The organism is Roseobacter sp. HKCCD5988 (assembly GCF_037830355.1).
In the GTDB taxonomy this organism is placed as follows: domain Bacteria; phylum Pseudomonadota; class Alphaproteobacteria; order Rhodobacterales; family Rhodobacteraceae; genus M30B80.
Genome location: NZ_JBBLYJ010000002.1, coordinates 205222 through 224040 on the forward strand (window position 1 = coordinate 205222; position 18819 = coordinate 224040).

General features: G+C 48.6%; 18 protein-coding genes and 1 tRNA gene. 9 read left to right on the top strand and 10 right to left on the bottom strand.

Features of this window, described 5'->3' with window-relative positions; translation table 11 throughout:
* The first annotated feature begins 5 nt into the window (after positions 1 to 5).
* Positions 6 to 755 (top strand): phosphonate metabolism transcriptional regulator PhnF, encoded by a 750-nt coding sequence (gene phnF / locus AAC636_RS09090; protein WP_340301260.1) that lies wholly within the window; start codon positions 6 to 8, stop codon positions 753 to 755.
* Here phnF and AAC636_RS09095 read toward each other — a convergent pair.
* From AAC636_RS09095 to AAC636_RS09140, 10 genes are all read right to left on the bottom strand, one after another.
* Positions 694 to 1368 (bottom strand): class I SAM-dependent methyltransferase, encoded by a 675-nt coding sequence (locus tag AAC636_RS09095; protein WP_340301261.1) that lies wholly within the window; start codon positions 1366 to 1368, stop codon positions 694 to 696. The two genes, phnF and AAC636_RS09095, sit on opposite strands and share 62 nt — an antisense overlap.
* Positions 1365 to 1892, bottom strand: a complete 528-nt coding sequence (locus tag AAC636_RS09100) for a 2,4'-dihydroxyacetophenone dioxygenase family protein (protein WP_340299838.1) — start codon at positions 1890 to 1892, stop codon at positions 1365 to 1367. The genes AAC636_RS09095 and AAC636_RS09100 overlap by 4 nt, the downstream gene beginning before the upstream one ends.
* Positions 1893 to 1898: 6 nt before the next feature.
* On the bottom strand, positions 1899 to 2603 hold the full coding sequence (locus AAC636_RS09105) for an SDR family NAD(P)-dependent oxidoreductase (protein WP_340301262.1): 705 nt from the start codon (positions 2601 to 2603) through the stop codon (positions 1899 to 1901).
* Between the two features lie 94 nt (positions 2604 to 2697).
* Positions 2698 to 3414, bottom strand: a complete 717-nt coding sequence (locus tag AAC636_RS09110) for a haloacid dehalogenase type II (RefSeq protein WP_340298689.1) — start codon at positions 3412 to 3414, stop codon at positions 2698 to 2700.
* Between the two features lie 147 nt (positions 3415 to 3561).
* Complete coding sequence (locus tag AAC636_RS09115; RefSeq protein ID WP_340301263.1) at positions 3562 to 4287, bottom strand: ribonuclease activity regulator RraA; 726 nt, start codon at positions 4285 to 4287, stop codon at positions 3562 to 3564.
* A 150-nt stretch (positions 4288 to 4437) separates the two neighbouring features.
* The gene (gene araD / locus AAC636_RS09120; protein ID WP_340301264.1) at positions 4438 to 6171 is read right to left on the bottom strand and encodes an L-arabinonate dehydratase; all 1734 of its coding nucleotides are present in this window, start codon (positions 6169 to 6171) and stop codon (positions 4438 to 4440) included.
* 267 nt (positions 6172 to 6438) lie between these two features.
* Positions 6439 to 6512: transfer RNA gene (locus tag AAC636_RS09125), tRNA-Gly, on the bottom strand.
* A gap of 119 nt (positions 6513 to 6631) precedes the next feature.
* Positions 6632 to 7255, bottom strand: coding sequence for a 3-isopropylmalate dehydratase small subunit (gene leuD, locus AAC636_RS09130; RefSeq protein WP_340301265.1), 624 nt, complete (start codon positions 7253 to 7255; stop codon positions 6632 to 6634).
* Positions 7252 to 8634: a 3-isopropylmalate dehydratase large subunit gene (locus AAC636_RS09135; RefSeq protein ID WP_340301266.1), complete on the bottom strand. Its 1383-nt coding sequence runs from the start codon at positions 8632 to 8634 to the stop codon at positions 7252 to 7254. Before AAC636_RS09135 ends, leuD begins: the two co-directional genes overlap by 4 nt.
* Before the next feature lie 9 nt (positions 8635 to 8643).
* Positions 8644 to 9780: a CaiB/BaiF CoA transferase family protein gene (locus AAC636_RS09140; RefSeq protein ID WP_340301267.1), complete on the bottom strand. Its 1137-nt coding sequence runs from the start codon at positions 9778 to 9780 to the stop codon at positions 8644 to 8646.
* A 77-nt stretch (positions 9781 to 9857) separates the two neighbouring features.
* Here AAC636_RS09140 and AAC636_RS09145 point away from each other — a divergent pair, with 77 nt between their 5' ends.
* The 8 genes from AAC636_RS09145 to AAC636_RS09180 are packed head-to-tail and all read left to right on the top strand — an operon-like array spanning position 9858 to position 18783.
* Positions 9858 to 10808 carry a hydroxymethylglutaryl-CoA lyase gene (locus AAC636_RS09145; protein ID WP_340301268.1) on the top strand — a complete coding sequence of 317 codons (951 nt, stop codon included), beginning with the start codon at positions 9858 to 9860 and terminating at the stop codon, positions 10806 to 10808.
* Entirely contained in the window at positions 10805 to 11593 is a 789-nt protein-coding gene (locus AAC636_RS09150; RefSeq protein WP_340301269.1) for a GntR family transcriptional regulator, read from the top strand. The genes AAC636_RS09145 and AAC636_RS09150 overlap by 4 nt, the downstream gene beginning before the upstream one ends.
* A 47-nt stretch (positions 11594 to 11640) precedes the next feature.
* The gene (locus tag AAC636_RS09155; RefSeq protein ID WP_340254962.1) at positions 11641 to 12207 is read left to right on the top strand and encodes a DUF4440 domain-containing protein; all 567 of its coding nucleotides are present in this window, start codon (positions 11641 to 11643) and stop codon (positions 12205 to 12207) included.
* Entirely contained in the window at positions 12204 to 13901 is a 1698-nt protein-coding gene (locus tag AAC636_RS09160; protein WP_340301270.1) for a hydantoinase B/oxoprolinase family protein, read from the top strand. The genes AAC636_RS09155 and AAC636_RS09160 overlap by 4 nt, the downstream gene beginning before the upstream one ends.
* The gene (locus AAC636_RS09165) at positions 13898 to 15958 is read left to right on the top strand and encodes a hydantoinase/oxoprolinase family protein (protein WP_340301271.1); all 2061 of its coding nucleotides are present in this window, start codon (positions 13898 to 13900) and stop codon (positions 15956 to 15958) included. Before AAC636_RS09160 ends, AAC636_RS09165 begins: the two co-directional genes overlap by 4 nt.
* A complete protein-coding gene (locus AAC636_RS09170) occupies positions 15955 to 16557 on the top strand; it encodes a cysteine hydrolase family protein (protein ID WP_340254953.1) in 603 nt (200 codons plus the stop codon). The genes AAC636_RS09165 and AAC636_RS09170 overlap by 4 nt, the downstream gene beginning before the upstream one ends.
* On the top strand, positions 16554 to 17420 hold the full coding sequence (locus tag AAC636_RS09175) for an isocitrate lyase/PEP mutase family protein (RefSeq protein WP_340301272.1): 867 nt from the start codon (positions 16554 to 16556) through the stop codon (positions 17418 to 17420). Before AAC636_RS09170 ends, AAC636_RS09175 begins: the two co-directional genes overlap by 4 nt.
* The gene (locus AAC636_RS09180; RefSeq protein WP_445322561.1) at positions 17353 to 18783 is read left to right on the top strand and encodes an FAD-dependent oxidoreductase; all 1431 of its coding nucleotides are present in this window, start codon (positions 17353 to 17355) and stop codon (positions 18781 to 18783) included. The genes AAC636_RS09175 and AAC636_RS09180 overlap by 68 nt, the downstream gene beginning before the upstream one ends.
* The last annotated feature ends 36 nt before the right edge of the window (positions 18784 to 18819 follow it).

The window sequence follows — 18819 nt, forward strand, 5'->3', positions numbered from 1 at the left end:
GACAGATGCCCAAAGCCACGATCTGGACAGAAATTCGAGACGACCTTGAAACCGATATCCGTTTGGGACGCTTTGCAGCGGGCACGAAATTGCCCACAGAGGCGGAATTGGCCGCCCGCTTTGGCGTGAACCGCCATACGGTGCGCCGCGCCATCGCAAGTCTGGTTGAGGCGGGGCTGGCCCTTAGCCGCCAAGGCGCAGGCGTTTTTGTAACCGAAGCCCAGACCCCTTATCAGATTGGGCCAAGGGTACGGTTTTCCCAAGCCATCCGCGCAACAGGCCGTGTGCCCGACAGACGTTACACCGCATTGTTCAGCCGCCCTGCTGATGCCAAAGAGGCCGAGATGCTCGATATCCGCGAGGGGGAATTGGTGCATCACGCAGAGGGTCTATCCTATGCCGATGGGGTGGCTCTGTTGCTGTTTTCATCTTGCTTTCCTGCCGCAAGGCTGCCGAATTTATTGGACAATCTTACACGCGACCCTTCGATTACAGCGGCCTTTGCGGCGGATGGGTTTGACGATTACCTGCGCCGCGACACGCAAATTGACGCGCGCGCGGCCACAAAATTGCAGGCACATCAATTGGGCATTCGCCATGGCGCGGCCCTGTTAGAAATCACCGCGATTAACATCTGCGCAAAATCTGGCGCAGTCTTGGAATTCGGGCAAAGCGTGATGGTAGGCGGGCGCGTTAAATTGCGGGTTGAGGGCTCTGCCCCGACACCCCTGCCGCCCGCACAAAATGCGCCCTAAGGAAAAGCTGCGCAACACCGCTTGGCGTGTGATGCGTGGCTGTCTCCGCCGCGCGCAGGGTGAAATCTGACCCCAGCCGCGCAGCAAGCGTGGCGGCATCATAACGCTGCACAGGCAGGCCGCTGCATCGCTCAGGGCCATCTTGGTGAAACACCGACAAGATCACATGACCCTTGGGGATCACAGCGCGGGCCATCATCTGCACATAGGCCGCCTGCGCGTCAGGGTCGGTTAAGAAATGAAACACCGCGCGATCATGCCAAAGGTGATAGTGGCGGGGCGGTTGCCAGTTGCGCAAATCCGCACAAATGAAGCGCGGCGGATGGTCAAGATCACGACAGGCCGCTATGCTTTGGGTCATGGCATGGGCCGAAATATCGATGGCTGTTACATCGCGATAGCCTGCAAGCGTCAAGCCACGCACCAAACCTGACCGCCCTGCCCCTGCATCTAGAATGGGCGCGTCAGGCCCAAGCTTGAGCGCCGCGATTTGGGCAAGGACGTGGGTGTAATCTGCTTGATACCAGCCAAGCTGATCAACCGCCCGATCGTGATAGACCGCATCCCAAAAGCCAGCTTCCGCAGCATTCGGGGATGGCGCATGATCTGTCATCTGATGAATTGGTCAACGTAATCTGCGCCAAGCCCGACGCGTTCGTAATGCGCGCGGCACAGATCAATCTTAGTAAAGACATCCTCATAGCCCAAAACCTCGCCATAAGGATCGACATAGCACATGACGCCATTAACTTGGAAAAAGGTGATCATTTCTTCGACCCCTTCGGGAACCACCAAAGTGTGAGTTTCACCAGGAGGTTCATACACATACGAGCCTTCGGTCGCCTCCCAATCGTGCTCAAGGTAATACCACCGTCCTTTAAGAACCCAACCATGTACTGCTTGAGGGTGTCGATGGCGCGATAGAACACCTGATTTTTTCACCTTCAGAAGGTTCATCCAATAACCCTGAGAACGATTCAAACACAGCGGACGAAACCATACATTGGGAGCCTGCGGAACCCAGATCCTTTCATCATCTGGAATAGCATTAGGCACTACTATCTCTTCCAAGGCATCTTTTGGAAAAGGAAGCTGATATGGGGTCATTGGATCTTGGTCAGTTTTTTGTAGGGGCATATTATCTCACATTGCACTGTATCCGCCATCTACAGGGTAGATAGCACCGGTTATAAAGCCTGCGCGATGCGATAGTAGCCACGCTACAAGCTCTCCAATTTCATCAGGTTTGCCCCAACGTCCCATTGGCGTGCGAGCCAAGATTGGTCCATTGCGCTCTGGATCTTCGCGCAAGGCAGCTGTCATTTCTGTTTCAATCCATCCAGGTGCAATCGCGTTTACGCGAATTCCATCGGCGGCCCATTTTCCAGCCAAAGCCTTGGTTAACTGGGAAACGCCGCCTTTTGAGGCTGAATAGGCTGGCACAAGTGGTCCGCCAAATGTACTGAGCATCGAGGCAGTATTAACAATCGCACCTTTAGATCTGGCGAGCAATTCATGAGCTGCTAAACATGTACGCATTGTACCAGTGAGGTTGATCTCGATGACCTTGGTGAAAACATCCATTTCGTATTCCGCACCGCGAAACAAAACACCGGCACAATTAACAAGGGCATCCAGAGTTTCAAACCGGTCAAAAAATTCAGTAACCTGACCTTGGTCGGTGACATCTAATAGAGCGGTTTCTACGCTGGGCACAGCAATTGAGAAAGCATCGATCTCGCGCTCATCAAGACCGGTGGCCAACACATGCCAACCCTCTCGCAATAGCACGCGCGCAATACCGGCGCCTATCCCGCCCGTACCACCGATAACTACTGCATTCTTCATATTTGTACCTTTGCGAGCGGAATACTTGAGCCACCTTCATACAAGATGGCAGCGCATACAAGTTTCAATTAAAGTTTAATTGAGCCTTATATTTCTAGGCGCCCATCTCAGTTGCAAACTCAATTAAGTCAGACGCAATGACATCCCACTCTTGCTCGGCAGTGAGATCAGTCTTCTGCCCGGGACCATACTCGGTAGACCTTGGGATGAATGCCGTCCGCAGTCCACATTCACGTGCGGCAACAAGGTCATAATTATGCGCAGCACATAACATCACCTCTTCAGGATCCAGATACATCATCCGGCACACTCCCAAGTATGTCTCAGGATCAGGTTTATAATGCTGGTATAACTCGCAGGAAAAGGCATGATCCCAAGGCAAATTCGCAAATTTGGCCATGTTAACCAGAAGAGAAACATTAGCATTAGATAATGGGCCAATCACAAACTTACGCTTCAAGCGTTCCAGCCCCTCAACTGCGTCTGGCCAAGGATTTAAACGGTGCCAAACACGGTTAATATACATTAAATCTAGCTGACCAAGCTCAGGTGCGTGTAGTTCTGATAGCACAGCCTGAAGACTTTCAAAATGTAAGTCATCCAAATTAGTCCAAGGAATTTCCCCTGATCTTACGCGCCCCATTTGCGGCTCGTAGCTGCCGCGCCAAAGATCTGCTACCAGCGCCCAGTCAATTGATAGGCCTTTTTGTTCACCCCACTTAGACAAGTCCTCAATAATGCTTCCACGCCAATCAACAACTGTTCCAAAACAATCAAATATAATCAGTTTTACATTCTCAGGCCCAGTCATTTTGGGTCTCCGTCATTAAATTCGTAAATGGCAATCTCACCAAACCACAAGGCAAATGGTCTGCCAATAAATTTAAAGTGCGTGACTTGAAGCTCCTTTTGTAAGCTATTCGAGTTTCTATCTCTAACTAACGCTATTTCTGCTAATTTAACGATTATTTGCCTTACGCCATTTGGCAAATTTATTGAGATTTTCTTCCTTGGTTGCGGGATACAACCCAATAATCGTGGCACCATTTTGTACTTGCTCAATTACAAAATCTTCGTACGCCGTCATCTCAACGGCTTCGTCTGCAACTTCCTCGGCCAGATGGGCTGGAATAACTATGACACTGTCATCGTCGCCGACCACAATATCACCGGGAAAGACCGGTGCATCGCCACAACCAATAGGTTCGTTTATCGCAATTGCCTCGTTCGTCATCAGGCTCGTAGGTGAAGAGGGGCGGTTATGATAGGCCGGTATATCGAGTTCGGAGATATTCATAGCATCACGCAAACCGCCGTCAGTCACCACACCAGCACCGCCGCGCATCATCAAACGAGTAATCAAAATGTCTCCCGCACTTGCGGCAAGCGCCGACTTCCTGCTGTCTATCACCAAAACATGCCCAGGCGGACAAGTCTCGATAGCGACCCGCTGCGGGTGATCCGGATTACTAAGCTCAGCCAGCTGATTGCGGTCTTCTCGCGCAGGTATGAAGCGCAAAGTGAAGGCAGGGCCTACCATATTCTTACCTTTTGGCGATAGAGGCCGCACATCCTGGATGGTTTGGTGGCGCAAACCACGCTTGAAAAGTGCGGTTGCCAATGTAGCAACAGAAACCTGTTCGAGTTTTTCTTTCATTTTCTGTGTCAGTGGATGATTGCTCATGGGGCAATTCCTTTGTTTCAAACTTTAGGAGCCATAAATATTTGCAATTGAGCGTTGGCCAAACTTACCAAATATAATCTCTTGCCTCATTTCAGAAGGACATCCTTTGGACAGAGATAACACAATGCGCAAGGTCGCGATTTTATTCCATTAGAATATATCAGGCTCACCCGCAGTTTGACCGTGATCGCGTGTCAGATAATCAAAATCGCAGCCGGTATCGGCTTGCCCCACATGTTTGGAGAACATCCATCCCCAGCCGCGTTGGAAGCGAGGTTCAGGGGGAATCCAAGCAGCTTTGCGGCGCTCTAGTTCCGCGTCATCGACTATCATATCGAGCGACCGGTTGGGCAGGTCCATTCGGACTATGTCGCCGGTTTTTAATAGAGCCAACGGTCCACCAACAAAGCTTTCTGGAGCAACATGAAGAACGCAGGCGCCGTAAGATGTCCCAGACATACGCGCATCTGAAATGCGCAGCATATCGCGATGCCCCTGCTTTATAAGCGCTTTTGGGATCGGCAACATCCCCCATTCCGGAAAACCTGGTCCACCCTGTGGCCCAGCATTACGCAAGACCAGAACATGATCAGGCGTAACTTCAAGATCTTCGTCGTCAATCGCCGTTTTCATCTCGGCATAGCTGTCAAAGACCAGTGCCGGACCTTCGTGAATATGATATTTCGGATCGCAAGCGGCTGGTTTAATTACCGCACCCGACGGACAGAGGTTGCCACGCAAAACCGCTAGAGACCCCTCATGGTAGACCGGGTTGGACAACGGGCGTATGACGTCATCGTTGTAGACCTGAGCATCTGAAATATTATCAGCTAGCGTTCGACCGTTGACCGAAACAGCCGATGTGTCGAGCCGGTCTGCGATCTGCTTGATCATGGCAAGCAACCCTCCGGCGTAATAGAAATCCTCCATCAGGTAGTCCTTCCCTGACGGTCGAACGTTGGCGAGCAATGGAACAGTACGCCCCAACGCGTCGAGGTCGTCGAGCGTCAGTTCCACCCCCGCGCGGCGGGCCATAGCGATGAGGTGCACCACTGCATTAGTGGAACAGCCAGTGGCCATGGCGACGATGGCGGCGTTCTTCACACTGGCCGAGGTAACAATGTCTTGCATAGAGACATCTTCCCAAACCATTTCTACGATCCTCCGGCCACAAGCGCTTGCCATGCGCGAATGATTGGCATCAACGGCCGGAATTGAGGAGGCTCCTGGAAGCGTCAGCCCCATAGCATCCGCGATGGTCGTCATCGTGGATGCCGTGCCCATCGTCATACAGACGCCATGAGAACGAGCAATTCCGCCTTGCACACCCCGCCACTGCTCATCGTTGATATTGCCAGCGCGCCGTTCGTCCCAATATTTCCAAGCGTCAGAACCAGAACCTAGGATCTCTCCGGCGTAGTTTCCGCGTAGCATCGGTCCCGCAGGTAGATAGATGAATGGCACTCCAGCGCTAAGCGCTCCCATAATCAGAGCAGGCGTCGTCTTATCGCAGCCACCCATCAATATAACCCCATCAAAGGGGTGAGAGCGGATAACCTCTTCAGTCTCCATGGCCAGCATGTTGCGATAGAGCATAGAACTCGGTTTTGTAAATTGTTCATCCAAACTGAGAACTGGCATCTCTATAGGGAAGCCGCCCGCTTGGTTCACACCGCGCTTAACTTCCTTGGCGCGCTCAGGAAAATGCCCGTGGCACGAGTTGATCTCTGACCAAGTGTTTAAAACACCAATTATCGGTTTCCCCCGGAACTCCTCTTCCGCATAACCAAGCTGCATCATTCGAGATCGATGACCAAAACTTCGCAAATCATCTGGGGCGAACCAACGAGATGACCTCAATGAATCAGGTGTTTTAGGCATCATTCATTGTCCCTGTGCAATCAACCGTATGAAATTTATTAATAATGATGACCTTAATATTCTGCCAGATGTATAAAAGTCCAAGCACCATTTAGCGACCCAGCACCCAGAACGAATATATGCTGTCATGACGCAAACTTGGTTAGACGTGGCTCGTGCGCTACGCCTAACATCCAAGGGACGGCTGAGGATAGTGATAGACCCACTGCAAATAGAATTCATCAGATCAGCTGAGAACTATCGCAAATCAGAAGATCAAGGAGGTTTTGATGGAGCGGGTAGCGGGAATCGAACCCGCACGACTAGCTTGGAAGGCTAGGGCGCTACCATTACACCATACCCGCTCAATAATCTGACAGATATTTGACCCGACATTCGAGGTCAAGTAAGTCATATTCGGTCGCCGAATAAAGACACAAAGCGGGACCCGGTTTGAGTTAATTTCACGAAACAGCCTAATGGCTCAGTCGCTGATCCTGTAAAGCCACTGACGCCTCCGCATATCATCTGCGATGAAACGATCGATCAAACCCTTATCTTCAAGTGTGAGATCTATTGGAGCCAAACCATTTAAAAGCATTCGGCGCGCCAATGGAGATATCACGAAATCAAAACTGTTATCAGTTGTATCGAGGGTACATTTCTCAAGGTTCACTGACAAATGATGTGAGGTAGGATTCATTCTTACCCACTCAGTGATAGCTTCTATTAATGGGCGATCGAGGGTAATTGGTAGAACACCATTAGCGACGCAATTGTTATAAAAGATTGATGCAAAGCTTTCCGCCACTACTACCTTGAACCCGTAATCTGCAAGAGCCCAGACAGCATGCTCCCTCGACGAACCACATCCTGCATTTCTACCCAGAATTAGTATAGAAGCGGCACAATAATTTGGATGATTTAAAAGAAATTCAGGGTCAGGTTTTCTGTTGCCATCTGAATAACGGATATTGGCAAAGAGGCCATTTGCCAGCCCAACCTTTGAAACCCGTTTCATCTCGCGCGATGGAATGATCACATCAGTGTTAAGATTATCCGTCAACAACGGGAGCGCGATGCCACTATGGTTCGTAAATGGCTTCATTCGTATGCCTCGCGCACATCACTGATATGTCCGTTTATCGCACTCCAAGCAACAGTCTCAGGGCTGGCGATGTGTGTGCAAACACCTGGCCCTTGACGTCCTTCAAAATTCCGATTGGTCGAGGAGATGACACGACTTCCTGGTGGGAAGGTCTCACCACCAGCATAAAAACAAAACGCACATCCAGCTTCATGCCATTCGAACCCTGCGTCTAGAAAGATTTTATCCAAACCTTCTGCTTCAGCAGATATCTTAACTTCTTTAGAGCCAGGGGCACAAATTGCTCTAATTTCAGACTTAACTTTTCGACCCTTTAATATGTTCGCAGCGCGTCGAAGATCACTTAACCTGCTATTGGTACAGGATCCAATAAATGCACCATCTATTGCTTGTCCACGAATTGGTTCATGAGGCTTTAAACCAATATATTTAAATACATCGGCAAAATCTGAACGTTGATCGGGCAAAACCTCATCAATAGCGATAGCATGTTCGGGGCTGGTACCCCAAGTTATCATCGGTGCGATTTCTGCAACATCCACTTCAAGATCAACATCGAATGATGCATCTACATCACTAATCAATGACGCCCAATGCGCCTCCGCAATCAATGCATCCTCATCTTTCGGAGCAAAAGGCCGCCCCCGTGTATACTCAATAGTCTTGTGATCTGGCGCTATAATTGCTGTGAATGCTGCAAACTCTACACCCATATTGCAAAGAGTTAAGCGCTCCTCAATTTCCATCTCCTCAATTGCTGATCCTGCAAATTCGATCACAAAGCCTGTCCCAAAATCAGCACCGAACCGACTTATTAAATTTATTACGATATCTTTAGCGGTAAGCCATTGTGGCTTTTTTCCAGTCAACCGGATGCGCATTTGTTTGAACTGAGGAACCCTAAGTGTTCTTGTGGCTAAAGCATGCTCGCAGTCAGTTGAACCTATTCCCCACGCCAAGGCTCCCATTGCACCAAGTGTACATGTGTGACTGTCCGGACAAACGATGGTTATGCCCGGAAAAACAATTCCCTGCTCTGGAGCTATTACGTGTACAATACCTTGTCGATCATCATCAGCACCATACAAACGGATACCAAAGGCTTGAGAAGCGCGATGCATCTCCTCAATAAAAATCATTCCACCGGGCATTCTAGAGATATCTGGGCGACCAGGCTTGGTATCTACGATGTGATCAATAGTCGAAAAAACGGTCTCTGGCGCTGCAATGTTTCGATTTTCAGACAACATATTGGACAATGCAACCGAACCAGTGCGTTCGTGCAGCATAATCCGATCAATTAGTATCAACGATGAGCCATCATCAAACTGACGCACTTCGTGAAGTTTTCTGAGCTTCTGGTAAAGAGTTTGCCCCATTTTTAAAATCTACTCTTCTGACGGTGGGATAAAACCCAATTTCGAATAAATCTTATCATTGTCCGCCCCTACTCTGGGCGGGTTCAGTCGAACCTGAGGTCGAACACCATCTATTTCTAAAGGTAGCGCAGGTAACTTGATCTGTTTACCATCAGGAAGCTCCATCGGCAGCAAACCATGAGCATTTAAATGAGGATCGGTCAAAAGATCATCTGGTTTTCGAATTGGTGCGTACGGAAGACCAATCGTCTCTAAGCGAGCGCCCAAAGCTTCACTATCCAGGGCTCCAAATATTTCACGAAGTCGTGGTATTATAACCTTCCTTTTCGCCACCCGGCCTGCATTGGTAGCCAACGCGTTATCGCTTTCCCAATCCATCAATGAGAATGCCCTGCAAAGAGACTTCCATTGTCCGTCACTCACAACAGCAACGAACATTTGACTGTCAAGCGTTTCGAAAACATCATACACAGCCCAAGCTGAAATCCGTTCAGGCATTGGAGGAGCCTCTGTGCCTGTTACTGCTCCTTGAGCGATATGCTGCCCAACTAAAAAAGCCGTAGTTTCATACAAAGATGCACGAATGTTTGCGCCCTTCCCACTGTCCTTCCTAGCGACTAGCGCGGACAGAATGCCAATAACACCAAATAAAGCGCCTGTGACATCTATGACCGAAGCTCCAGCTCTTAGCGGCCTTCCTTTCGGGCCGGTCATGTAAGCCAGCCCCCCCATCATCTGGGCCACTTCATCCAGTGCAGTTCGGCTTTCGTATGGCCCAGACAAGAAACCCTTGCAGGATTGATAAATGATGCTTGGGTTGATTTCACGTACCTCTTCATAACCCAGGCCAAGCTTATCGAGAGCACCATCGCGAAAATTTTCAACCAAAATATCGGCGTCGGCAATAAGCGAGCGCACCACGCTTAAGCCTTTTTCCGATTTCAAATCGACCGTGATACTCTGCTTGTTGCGATTATACATCGCGAAATAACCTGCGCCAGAACCTGGCAACCGCCGGGTCTTATCGCCTCCTACAGGCTCGACCTTGACAACATCAGCACCCAAATCGGCTAAAATCATGCCGACAGTTGGCCCCATTACCATGTGCGAAAATTCAACTACACGAATGCCATCCAACTGAGCCATTTTCTCACCGATCTGTTTACTTTTATTACATTTGGTATAAGGATATACTATTATGTCAATTTTAAAGTGAACCCGCAATGATAACTGTCAGCGAAGTTGGCCCACGTGATGGCGTTCAAAGCCTCGATTTTTTGGTAGATTTAGAAATCAAAAAGCAATGGATTGCTTCTGAAGCGGCTGCGGGAGTACCAGAAATTGAAGTTGGTTCATTCGTAAGCTTCAAACGATTACCGCAAATGCAAGATACGCCCGCGCTAGTGGAATTTGCATTAACTATTCCTGGATTGAAGGTCGCTGCTTTGGTGCCCAACCTGCAAGGAGCGAAAGCAGCTGTGGCGGCCGGCGTTCACAAACTATCAATACCAGTATCAGCAAGCGAAACCCATTCGTTGCGCAACGTTAATCGCACCCATGAACAAATGATCGAAGAGGTCAAACAGATAAGGGCGCTCGTAGACGATCAACCGAGTGAAACTCGTGCAAATATAGAAATTGGCATTGCCACCGCATTCGGCTGCACAATTGATGGAAACGTACCCCAAAAAACCGTTGTTGAACTGGCTGAACGTTTGATGATCGCAGGGGCCGATGAAATTGGCCTATCAGACACTACTGGGTACGCTGACCCTAAAATGGTCAAAGATCATTTAAAAGCAGTACAAAAAGCTATTGGACCGGCGAATGTAACTGGCGTGCATCTACACAACACACGCGGACTTGGCTTGGCTAACGCTTTAGCAGCGTTAGATTGCGGGATCACGACGATCGATGCTTCTCTTGGAGGCTTGGGCGGATGCCCTTTTGCGCCTGGAGCAAGTGGCAATATTGTGACGGAAGATTTGGTCTTCATGTTGCACTCAATGGGCTATGAAACTGGAATTAACTTGCCGGAGCTTATTGAGGTTCGAAAGAAATTAGCCGAACAAATTTCAGGTTCATCTATTTATGGGTTCATCGCTGATGCAGGGCTTCCTTTGGGCTTTAGTCAAAGCGGCCACAATATAAATGGTGACGAGGCCCATTCATGACAGGATTGTTCTCGGGGCACGTTGATACGAAAAGCCCGACACCGTTATACCATCAAATTTTTTTAGATTTTAAGCATAGAATTATCTCAGGAAGTCTGGCTGACGGATTTAAATTCCCAAGCGAGGGGAAGCTTGCGAAAGAGTTCGATGTATCAAGGATCACCATTAAGCGTGCCCTGAATGAACTTGCCCAGCAGGGGCTTGTTGAAAGACATCGGGGAAGCGGAACTGTCGTTACATATGTTGCGTCAAATCTGCCAAATAATGATGGTTTCACTGCGTTAATGGACAGCCTACGTAAGATTGCGGCCACAACCACTGTGGAAGTTTTATCCGTCGATTTGGTAAAGCCACCGCCCAGCATTGCACAACATTTGGCTTTACCAAATTCTCAGTACGCACAACAAATTCATCGGAAGCGTTACTATCAGAATGATCCATTCTCATACGTTCTCAGCTATAGCCCTGAAAAAGTTGGGAAATCCTGGACTAAGGAAGAATTGTCCAAAAAACCGGTTTATCAGCTGATAGAAGAAGGCGGGTTCACCACCGAATGGGCGCGCCAAACTATCTCATGCGAGGCAGCAAACCCTTTTATAGCACAGAACCTAATGTTGCCAGAAGACGCGCCAGTTCTGAAATTACGACGTCTTCTAGGAAATGAAACTGACGGTCCACTACATTACATCGAGGTTTGGTACCGTTCTGATATGTATCAATTCACGATGGAGATGGGCCTGAGTGATTTCAAAAATCAGCGCCATTTATGGTCTTCAGTTGAGTAATCTGCCGTAAGAAACTTCTTCTTCACCAAACTACAAAGGTCTTTATCATGCCGATTGTCGAGGTTCATTTAATTGAGGGGTATTCCGAGAGCGAAAAAACGAGGATCTGTGAGGCATTAACGGATGCAGTTAGAATTGTTGTGCCGGCTAGCCCGGATGCAGTTACGGTGATGGTACATGAGATGCTTCAGTCTGAGTACATGCGCGGCCGCTCTCACAGATCACCAGCACCAGCGCTCCCTGACCCACGCGAAATTGTAAGTCAATTTCTAAAGCTTATGGAACAACGCGACATAGCAGCTGCCGAAGAGTACCTCGATGAGAAGTTCTCAATGACGTTTCCCGGTACTCAGCCAATGCACCGTTTAGAGGACCTAGTTAACTGGGCATCCAAACGATATCGTTATGTTGTAAAAAAATATGACGGTTTCGAAGCATTTCAATCACCCGGCGATGAAGCTGTAGTTTATTGCCGGGGCACGCTATCTGGAGAATGGCTTGACGGCGAGCCCTTCGAGGGAATTCGTTTTATAGACAGATTTGAAGTCATTCGGGGCGTGATTTCTAAGCAGGATGTTTGGAACGATATTGGTGAGGAAAAAATAAAAAAATGACCCAAGATATAGATCCCATAACACTTGCTGTTCTCGCTGGACGGATGGAGCAAATAGCCGATGAAATGGACGCCACTCTCTTTCGAGCGGCCTTTAACCCAATTATTGCGGAGGCACATGACGCCTCACACGGCCTCTATCATCCTCAATCGGGTGACACTTTGGTACAGGGGAAATCGGGTCTCCCCATCTTCGTAGGCGTGATGTCGTTTGCCGTGAAGAGCGTTATCGAAAAAGCCTCTAAAGATGGCAATTTGAAGGACGGCGATATCTATATTTTCAATGATGCTCACCTCGGTGGGACCCACCTAAATGACATGCGATTAGTACGGCCTTATTTCAATAATGGAGAACTATTTTGCTATCTTGCATCAGTTGGGCATTGGCATGACCTTGGGGGTGCAATCCCAGGGAATTATAATCCTGAAGCAACAGATGCGTTTCAAGAAGCATTCATACTACCACCAGTCAAATTGGTGAAAGAAGGAGAGCTCCAGACTGATATTATTGATATCTTGATGCGCAACACACGGCTCCCGCAGTCAGCGCAGGGCGATCTGAATGGCCAGCTGGGCGCCTTAGATCTTGGCGTAAAAAGATTAGATGAACTACTTTTCGAGTACGGGCCTGACACGGTTAAATCCGCTTTGAATGCACTTCAAGATCGCGCCGAAATTTTAATGCGCGAGGAGCTCAAAGAACTTCCAGATGGGCGCTGGGAAGCGATTGATTATCTAGATAATGACGGTGTCTCTGACACTTCCTTACCGATAAAAGTGTGCCTCGAAATTAAAAATGACACTATGTCTTTAAATTTCGAAGGAACTGCTGCGCGCTGTGCGGGGCCTGTGAACATCGCTCTCCCGACTGCGATAGCAACAGCTTATGTTGCGATAAAACATATGTTTCCTAATCTGCCTGCAAACTCAGGGGTTATGCGACCAATTAATATCGTAATTCCAGAAGGCTCACTGCTTTCAGCTCCATTTCCAGCACCTGTAGGCGGCTACACAGAGACAATTTTGCGAATGATTGACGTAATTTTCCAAGCGGCCGCTCAGGCCGCGCCAGAGCGCGTCGTCGCAAACGCCTATGGCACAATCAATGCTTTATCGATATCCGGCAAGCGCAAAAATGGTCAACCATGGGTGATGTTTAGTTTCTACGGCGGAGGGCATGGGGGATCAAATGAAAGCGATGGCCTCAACCATGGTAATGCTCCTATTTCCACAGCTACGATCCCACCGTTGGAAATTCTTGAAGCGGCGTACCCAGTTATGTTCCGAAAATGGGCCCTTAGAACGGACAGCGCGGGTTCAGGAATGTATCGCGGGGGACTTGGCGCGACCTACGAAATTGAGGTTCTAGAAGAGAGTGGAGCTAAAGCCTTTCTTTTTGGCGAACGCGGAAAATACGCCCCTTCCGGTGTAGTTGGCGGCGGGAATGCAGCTTTAAATGTATTTACTTATGAACAGGACGGTGGCTGGCAAAACCCACCAATGACCTCCAAAATGGTAGGAATAAATCTCAAGCAGGGTCAGTCCGTGCGTTTGGATACTCCGGGTGGTGGTGGCTATGGAACACCCTCGAAAAGGCCAGCAGAAAGCGTGGCGCGGGATGTTGCAGCAGGATACATAACTGCAGAGAAAGCCACCGAAGATTATGGTTCCGCCTGGCAGGAGGTCACTACATGACTGAGATCATAATTGGCGTCGACGTTGGGGGTACATTCACTGACATATTTGCGCTCAACGAGAAATCTGGCACTGCTGAAGTCACCAAAGTCCCAACCTCACGTCCGGATCAATCGGACGGTTTCCTCAGTGGAATACGTTCCCTAGTCAATAATTTCAGCGACCTATCTGTGGTAGTACATGGGACCACTGCTGGTACAAATGCGTTATTGGAACGTAAAGGCGCAAAAATTGGCGTCATTACCACACAAGGCATGCGAGATGTTTTGGAAATGCGGCGGCGCGATCGTCCTAAAACCTGGGGGTTGCGAGGCAATTTTGTTCCAATCGCTGAACGTAATTGTCGGTTAGAAGTTTCTGAGAGAACCTTGGCTGATGGAACTATCAGGACACCCGTAGATTTGCCTGCGGTACGGAAAGCAGCTCAAGAGTTGCTGGACTTGGGGTGTAGCGCGATATCAATATTATTCGCTAATTCCTACGCGAATAGTGAGAACGAAGACAGAGCGGTAGCTGCTGTGCGGGAAATGTGGCCCAACGCACATGTGGCTTCGTCCTCCGAGATACTGCCTGAAATTAGAGAATTTGAACGGTTTTCGACCACAGCCCTGAACGCTTATTTGCAACCAGAGGTGTCTGGATATCTAAATCGGCTTGAAAAGGCTTTAAGCACAGGTGGTTTTTCAGGCGAATTTCTAATCGTTCAGTCAAATGGTGGCGTTATGGGGGTGGATACCGCCGCGAAACTTCCAATCAGGACCGCATTGTCTGGGCCCGCAGCTGGCGTAATTGCAGCTGGCTACATTGCTGAAGCAGCAGGCTTGCCAGACATAATAACGGGCGACATGGGCGGGACATCATTTGATGTCTCACTAATTGCAAACAACCAAAGCATGTTATCTTCGCAAACCTCAATCGACTTTGGAATGGTCGTGCGTTCACCAATGATAGAGATCACAACCATTGGCGCCGGTGGTGGATCAATCGCATGGGTAGACAAAGGCGGACTTTTAAATATTGGGCCTGAAAGCGCAGGCTCAACCCCTGGACCAGTCGCTTATGGACAAGGCAATACGCGACCAACGGTAACAGACGCAAATGTTGTACTAGGCAGAATTGATCCAGAAAACCCAATCGGTGGTAAAATTGAAAATCTTGATGTGCTTGCCGCATCAAAGGCAATCGAAACGCATGTTGGAGACCCATTAGGCCTTACTGCCATCGAAGCAGCAGAGGCTATTTTGCGTGTCGCCAATAGCCGAATGGCAGGTGCCTTAAGATTGGTTTCTATCGAACGTGGGTTTGATCCCAAACGGTTCGCATTTATGCCGTTTGGAGGGGGTGGAGCATTACACGCGTGTGCAATGTTGGAAGAGGTAGGTTTAGCAAAAGCTATTGTACCGCGGTATCCAGGAGTGACGTCTGCAATGGGCTGCGTGATCGCCGATATGCGTCAGGATTTTGTGCAAACCCTTAATTCCGGAGTGAATGACACAGATCCAGCAGTAATTTTTGAATACTTACAAAATCATGTCCGTGAAGGACACCGGGCTCTTGATGCGGCAGGAACTAACTTTGAAAGCAGGGTTACATCTTTCACCTTCGATATGGCGTATCAAGGTCAAACACATACGGTAAATGTTCCAATCGACATTAATGTAAGTAATGAAGTCGTAGCGGTACCATCACTGGATCAGATTAGTAATGCATTTGATCTGGAGTATAAAAAAACCTTCGGCCGCTTGCTTGAAAACGGTGTGAGACGAATAATCAATATTAGAACTTCTGTAACCGGGAAACGACCTCGCTTTGACTTGGCGACATTAGCACCAAAGGGAGGGTCAATTAAACAAGCATTTAAAGGGACGCGCTCGGTGCACTTTGGCGATCAATGGTATGATACTAACATATATGACAGGCTGGAATTGCCAGTTGGAGCCGTAATTCCTGGACCAGCCATACTCGAACAGCCAGACACCACAGTTCTTATCGAACCAGAGCTTGTCGGCCGCATTGACGATTATGGTAATACCCTAATTGAAAGGTCAAAATCATGAATCCGAGCAAAACAGCGCTTCTTACTATCGATTTACAAAATGATTTTTTACACGCTGATGGTGCTTACGGGCGCGCCAATCAATCAGCAGAGGCAATTTTAAAATTACCGGAGATGATTAAACCTATAAGAGACGCACTGATAAATGCAGGCGGAACATACATCTCTGCACAATTCACATTAGTGCCGGGTAGAGGTGGCGAACCTCTTATTGCCCCTCATTTAAAAAAATTACGGCCATTCTTGGGTAAAGGTGATTTTGCACCGGGAGGCTTCGGCCATAATTTAGTGAATGAACTAGCGCCAGCGGATTTTACAATTGAGAAGGTGAACTACTCGGCATTCTACCAAACCAGGTTAGAATATATTTTAAACCACCAAGATATTAACACACTCATCATAGGGGGCATTGTCACAAACGGTGGTGTGGCCAGCACTGTAAGAGACGCGCATCTTCGCGACATCCACACAATCTTGCTATCTGACGGATGCGCAGCGTTTAACTCTCAAGTTCACGATGCCACCGTGACATCTCTTAGCACCGTTTCAGAGGTTTTGAGCTGTGCAGACGCTCTTAGCCTTATTAAAAAAATCGAATGACTTTACGGCGACGGCTAACCAAAAAAGAGATCCTGATTGCGCCAGGAGTTTTCGATGCGCTTAGTGCAACCATAGCCGCTCAATGTGGGTTCGAAGCGCTATACCTGTCTGGAGCGGCTGTCGCTTACACACGCTTAGGACAACCGGATTTTGGCCTAACAACAGCAACCGAAATGGCCGAGACTTTGGCGCTAATTTCAGACAAAACAAGCTTGCCGGTAATAGTGGACGCCGATACCGGGTTCGGAAATCCTTTGAATGCTCGGCGGACCATGTTGAACTATGAACGCGCCGGAGCCGCGGCTTTACAAGTAGAAGACCAAATCTTTCCCAAAAAGTGCGGCCATCTTTCAAACAAGTCCCTCATATCACCAGGAGAAATGGTGGCAAAAATCTCGTCGATGGTTGACGCACGATCAAAAGATACGCTTGTAATTGCGCGGACAGATGCAATCGCTGTTGAGGGGCTAACGGCAGCTTTAGACCGAGCCACTTTGTATCTAGAGGCCGGTGCTGACGTAATTTTTGTGGAAGCGCCGAACACCAAGGAACAACTTAATACAATCACAAAGCGTCTAGGTGGACGTGCGCCGTTGGTCGCAAACGTAGTAGAAGGCGGCAGAACACCTGAATTTTCCTCAGACGAGCTCGAAGAAATGGGTTTCGATATAGTAATCTTTCCCGGCGGGATAGTCCGAGCTTTGGCAAAAACAGCAAGAGAATACTATGAAACTCTTTCGAGGACAGGCTCTACCCAGGCATATAAAGATCGTATGTACAATTTTACAGAACTGAATGACATTATTGGGCTACAAGAAATGTCAGCGCTGGACGAAAAATTCAAGGACATACCCGGTGATTGAAGCGCCTCTGGATAACTACGATATACATATAGAAACGTTGATAATCGGAGCGGGGGCTTGCGGCATGATTGCTGCACTTTCTGCATATGAAACGGGCCAGGACGTACTGATAATCGAGGCCGATCCAGTCCCATCAGGATCTACTGCCCTAAGCGCAGGCTTGATACCCGCCGCAGGAACAAAACTCCAAAAAAACGCGGGAATTAATGACAATCCTGAAATTTTTGCAAATGACATTCGAAAAAAAGCGAAACAGGAAAACGATTTCGAACTCGAACGTGTGCTTTCAGAAGGATCAGCCAAGGTCATTGAGTGGCTGATTGAACAACATGACTTGCCATTTTCATTGGTGGAAGACTTTGACTACCCTGGGCACTCTGAAAGGCGAATGCACGGCTTACCCAGCCGGTCAGGTGTAGAACTAATCAACAGCTTACGCTCGCGCATAGAACAACTTGAGATCCCATTGATATGCCAAAGGCGCGCAGACGCTCTATATGCTCTTGATAAAACGGTTTTTGGTGCCCGTTTACGTTTGCCAGATGGAACTTTCGAAACCGTTTCAGCCGACCGGGTCATATTAGCTTGCAACGGCTTCGGAGGAAATCGCACGATGGTGTCTAAACACATGCCAGAAATAGATCGCGGTTTGTGGTTTGGTCACAGCGGAAATCAGGGCGATGCAGTGATTTGGGGGCAAGGATTAGGGGCCTCAACAAAACATTTATCAGCATATCAAGGTCACGGTAACGTTGCTTTTCCGCATGGCATTTTAATTACCTGGGCAGTAATTATGCAGGGTGGGTTTCAGGTAAATATTTCTGGACAGCGTTTTTGGAATGAAGCGCAAGGGTATTCTGAAGCAGCACGCGCAGTCCTATCCCAACCCGAAGGTATAGCTTGGACTATTTTTGACAGTAAAATCGCAAAAATTGCTCGGCAATTTTCCGATTTTAAAGACGCAGAAGCGCAAGGTGCGGTTGTTTCCGCAAGCACAACTGAAGAACTGGAAACCAAATGCAACCTACCAAGCGGCAGTCTAGAAAGTAACATTTTAGACATCCCATATGGCGGCACTGATCGCTTCGGAAGAGAATGGGCTAATGCGAAACTTATGCCATCTTTTCACGCTGTTAAGGTTACCGGTGCTCTATTCCATACACAGGGCGGATTAGACGTTGACCCTGCAACAGCATTGGTGCGTCACACCTCAGGTGGATGCTTTCAAAACCTACATGCCGCGGGCGGAGCAGCATGCGGCGTATCTGGAGCAGGTGATAGTGGATATTTGTCCGGCAATGGCTTACTTTCAGCCTCCGTGTTGGGGTTCATCGCAGGAAAGTCCAAAACTACCGCAAGTTAATTGCTAAATCGCAATAGCTTCAGGCGCACATTGACC

Bases quoted from the DNA above. Each gene is read 5' to 3' on its own strand.
- phnF (WP_340301260.1), top strand. From the start codon at position 6: ATGCCCAAAGCCACGATCTGGACAGAAATTCGAGACGACCTTGAAACC.
- AAC636_RS09095 (WP_340301261.1), bottom strand. From the start codon at position 1,368: ATGACAGATCATGCGCCATCCCCGAATGCTGCGGAAGCTGGCTTTTGG.
- AAC636_RS09100 (WP_340299838.1), bottom strand. From the start codon at position 1,892: ATGCCCCTACAAAAAACTGACCAAGATCCAATGACCCCATATCAGCTT.
- AAC636_RS09105 (WP_340301262.1), bottom strand. From the start codon at position 2,603: ATGAAGAATGCAGTAGTTATCGGTGGTACGGGCGGGATAGGCGCCGGT.
- AAC636_RS09110 (WP_340298689.1), bottom strand. From the start codon at position 3,414: ATGACTGGGCCTGAGAATGTAAAACTGATTATATTTGATTGTTTTGGA.
- AAC636_RS09115 (WP_340301263.1), bottom strand. From the start codon at position 4,287: ATGAGCAATCATCCACTGACACAGAAAATGAAAGAAAAACTCGAACAG.
- araD (WP_340301264.1), bottom strand. From the start codon at position 6,171: ATGATGCCTAAAACACCTGATTCATTGAGGTCATCTCGTTGGTTCGCC.
- leuD (WP_340301265.1), bottom strand. From the start codon at position 7,255: ATGAAGCCATTTACGAACCATAGTGGCATCGCGCTCCCGTTGTTGACG.
- AAC636_RS09135 (WP_340301266.1), bottom strand. From the start codon at position 8,634: ATGGGGCAAACTCTTTACCAGAAGCTCAGAAAACTTCACGAAGTGCGT.
- AAC636_RS09140 (WP_340301267.1), bottom strand. From the start codon at position 9,780: ATGGCTCAGTTGGATGGCATTCGTGTAGTTGAATTTTCGCACATGGTA.
- AAC636_RS09145 (WP_340301268.1), top strand. From the start codon at position 9,858: ATGATAACTGTCAGCGAAGTTGGCCCACGTGATGGCGTTCAAAGCCTC.
- AAC636_RS09150 (WP_340301269.1), top strand. From the start codon at position 10,805: ATGACAGGATTGTTCTCGGGGCACGTTGATACGAAAAGCCCGACACCG.
- AAC636_RS09155 (WP_340254962.1), top strand. From the start codon at position 11,641: ATGCCGATTGTCGAGGTTCATTTAATTGAGGGGTATTCCGAGAGCGAA.
- AAC636_RS09160 (WP_340301270.1), top strand. From the start codon at position 12,204: ATGACCCAAGATATAGATCCCATAACACTTGCTGTTCTCGCTGGACGG.
- AAC636_RS09165 (WP_340301271.1), top strand. From the start codon at position 13,898: ATGACTGAGATCATAATTGGCGTCGACGTTGGGGGTACATTCACTGAC.
- AAC636_RS09170 (WP_340254953.1), top strand. From the start codon at position 15,955: ATGAATCCGAGCAAAACAGCGCTTCTTACTATCGATTTACAAAATGAT.
- AAC636_RS09175 (WP_340301272.1), top strand. From the start codon at position 16,554: ATGACTTTACGGCGACGGCTAACCAAAAAAGAGATCCTGATTGCGCCA.
- AAC636_RS09180 (WP_445322561.1), top strand. From the start codon at position 17,353: ATGACATTATTGGGCTACAAGAAATGTCAGCGCTGGACGAAAAATTCA.